The organism is Methylorubrum zatmanii, from assembly GCF_014845115.1.
GTDB classification, from domain to species: Bacteria; Pseudomonadota; Alphaproteobacteria; order Rhizobiales; family Beijerinckiaceae; genus Methylobacterium; species Methylobacterium zatmanii.
In genome coordinates, this window is record NZ_NKUI01000300.1 from 1 (window position 1) to 1,843 (window position 1,843).

The 1,843-nt window shown below is 63.4% G+C and carries 3 protein-coding genes and 1 pseudogene; 2 read left to right on the forward strand and 2 right to left on the reverse strand.

The window, feature by feature from the left end; all coding sequences use genetic code 11:
- A pseudogene (locus MZTS_RS23865) lies at positions 1-256 on the forward strand (methyl-accepting chemotaxis protein); the annotation flags it as partial.
- Positions 257-291: 35 nt separating this feature from the next.
- On the opposite strand, the gene MZTS_RS25555 reads toward MZTS_RS23865, so the two are convergent.
- Entirely contained in the window at positions 292-417 is a 126-nt protein-coding gene (locus MZTS_RS25555) for a hypothetical protein (protein ID WP_281397092.1), read from the reverse strand.
- Positions 418-681: 264 nt separating this feature from the next.
- Positions 682-966: a hypothetical protein gene (locus tag MZTS_RS23870; RefSeq protein ID WP_192285756.1), complete on the reverse strand. Its 285-nt coding sequence runs from the start codon at positions 964-966 to the stop codon at positions 682-684.
- A gap of 389 nt (positions 967-1,355) precedes the next feature.
- On the opposite strand from MZTS_RS23870, the gene MZTS_RS23875 reads away from it, so the two are divergent.
- A partial coding sequence (locus MZTS_RS23875) for a Hint domain-containing protein (protein ID WP_192285758.1) occupies positions 1,356-1,843 on the forward strand: 488 nt, incomplete at its 3' end.

Consider the following 1,843-nt stretch of genomic DNA (forward strand, 5'->3'; position numbering starts at 1 on the left):
CCGCACCGATGCGACGGTGCGCACCATCGAGGAGATGGCGGCACGGGTGGAGGAGGGGGTCCAGACCTTCCAGCAGATCGTGGCCTCGACCAACCAGCAGCAGCTCGGCATCGAGCAGGTGATGGGGGCGCTGCAGAACATCCGCCAGGCGAGCCAGCAGACGGCCGCCGGCACCTGCGAGGTCGAGACCGCCTCGGCCAACCTCACCGAGCTGGCCCAGAACCTGATGGCCCTCGCCGAGCGCTATCGGACCTGAACCCGCCGTCGCCAGGGGTGCAGGCTTGCGCGCGTCTAGGCGTTGGTCCGCTGCACGGAGACCGGCGCATCGCCCCGCTCTCGGCCGGCGCCCTGCGGCGCGCGCAGGGCAACCTCCGGATTTTCCGGCGGCCGCTCGGGAGCGCCAGGAAGGCGACGCATCAGACGGTCCGGTGTTGCGGGCTACGCAGTTTTCACGCGCCGGCACACGGTCCGATACGGCATCCGCTTGATCGGAGCGGGTTCCGTATCGGCCAGCCCGCGCAGCGCCTGAGCGAAGCCCCAATCCGCCATCCCGAAGGGATCAAACGGATTTGGTATGAACGAGACGGAGTCTCCTTCGCCCGCGCCCAACCCTCACCGCTCAAATCTCGCCCTGGCTCCGCCGCAGGCCGACCGACCGCTTCCCTGCCGGTGATGACTTCTTCAGCGCGCTTCCCGGAGCACGCGCCGCGCTTCCTGGTGAAGCACCGTATGCCGGATCGAGGCCGGTCCCTCGCTCGGCGAATCCTGACCCTCCTCATGCACGCAGCGGAGAAAGCGTTTTCGGTTGAAGCCGAGAGGACGCAGGCTCGCGATCAGCGCGCGCAGCACCATGCGCACCGCCTCTTCGCGCTGCTCGGCGACGAGGAGACGGCTCCTCAGCACCTCCACCTCGCTCGCGGTCTCCGGCCGGACCATCGGCAAGCCTGATCGCACCCCATCCGCCACCTTCGCTCTCCTCCACATTGGCCGACGAGATTTGGCGTGCGGGGCAGCGATTGTCGACCGGCGGGCACCACGGAGCAGCGGATTTTTGCAAGGCAGAGGATCGGCGCCGCCCCGAGGGCAAGGCAGCCGTCGCGCCCCTTTGCGGCGCGCTCGCAAGCCCACCCGCCAGAGGGAGCCGTCGAGCCCCGACAGCCAAGCGGAGCGCAGTCAGAGTATCTACGATCAAATGACTAGATATAAATAGCTACCTCTTATGGGCATGACAATTGTTATATAATATATCTGAAAATTTAATACTCGGCGTGTCGCATATTTAACACGAGACTGAACGCAAAATCATGTTAGCGTAATGACGCAAGGCCAGCCAATTTGAGTAACGGAGCAGCGTTATGGCGCTACCTATCGTCTTCAACAATACTGCTGTGAATGCCGGTTTCTTCGCCGAAAACGTCAACGGACTCCAGGGATCCAGCTTTACGGCGCTCGAGCTTTCGCCTGAAACCTACTTCTTCAACGGCACCGTCAACGCCGCCGGAGATTCCGTCGTCGTGACCGACGGCAACGGACAAGTTTTCCAGACGCTTTATGCAACCAATTTCGACGATACCAACCATCTGGTCTTCTCGACGAACCAGAACGGGACGGGCTTTGCCTACGCGATTTCGACACAGCCCTTCACTCAGGGGCAGACGATCAACTTCACCGAATCTTCGTTGGGCGACTATGTCGTCTGCTACGTCACCGGCACCCGAATTCGTACGGAGCGCGGTGAGATCGCGGTCGAGGATCTGCAGGTCGGCGACTTCGCCGTCACCGCCTCCGGCGCCCTGCGTCCCATCACCTGGATCGGCCACCGTGAGATCGTGGCGGAAGCCGG